The sequence below is a fragment of the Halobellus sp. Atlit-38R genome, from assembly GCF_003665925.1.
Taxonomy (GTDB): Archaea; Halobacteriota; Halobacteria; order Halobacteriales; family Haloferacaceae; genus Haloquadratum; species Haloquadratum inordinatus.
In genome coordinates, this window is sequence record NZ_QXIJ01000132.1 from 1 (window position 1) to 604 (window position 604).

Consider the following 604-nt stretch of genomic DNA (forward strand, 5'->3'; position numbering starts at 1 on the left):
TCGGCAACGGCGCCTCGCTGCTCCCCGACGCGGACGACGACGCGACCGTCGCGGACGTCGACGAGGTGATCACGGACATCTACGAGCCGATCAACAACGGCGTCTACCGCGCCGGGTTCGCCACCTCGCAGGAGGCGTACGACGAGGCCATCGACGACCTCTTCGGCGCGCTCGACCGCTACGACGAGCGGCTCGCCGACCAGCGGTACCTCGTCGGCGACTCCCTGACGGAGGCGGACATCTGTATGTTCACCACCCTGATCCGCTTCGATCAGGTGTACCACACGCACTTCATGTGTAACCGGAAGTTCATCCACCAGTACGACAACCTCTGGCCGTACCTGCGCGACCTCTACCAGACGCCGGGCGTCGCCGAGACGGTGAACATGGCCCACATCAAGGAGCACTACTACACCACGCACCCGGACGTGACCCCCTCGGGCATCATCGCGCGCGGGCCCGACCTCGACTTCGAGGCGGCACACGACCGGGAGCGGCTCGGCGGTGAGGCGCCGACGCCGGCCGCGGACGACTGAGTCGGCCGCGTCGTCAGAGGAATCGAAGAAGTCGAAGAAGTCAAAGAAGTCGAAGAAGTCGAGACGGG

General features: G+C 65.9%; 1 protein-coding gene. It reads left to right on the forward strand.

Annotated elements, in window-relative coordinates; genetic code table 11:
* On the forward strand, nucleotides 1-536 hold a 536-nt coding region (locus D3D02_RS18520), incomplete at its 5' end, for a glutathione S-transferase C-terminal domain-containing protein (protein WP_199723190.1).
* Nucleotides 537-604: the final 68 nt, after the last annotated feature.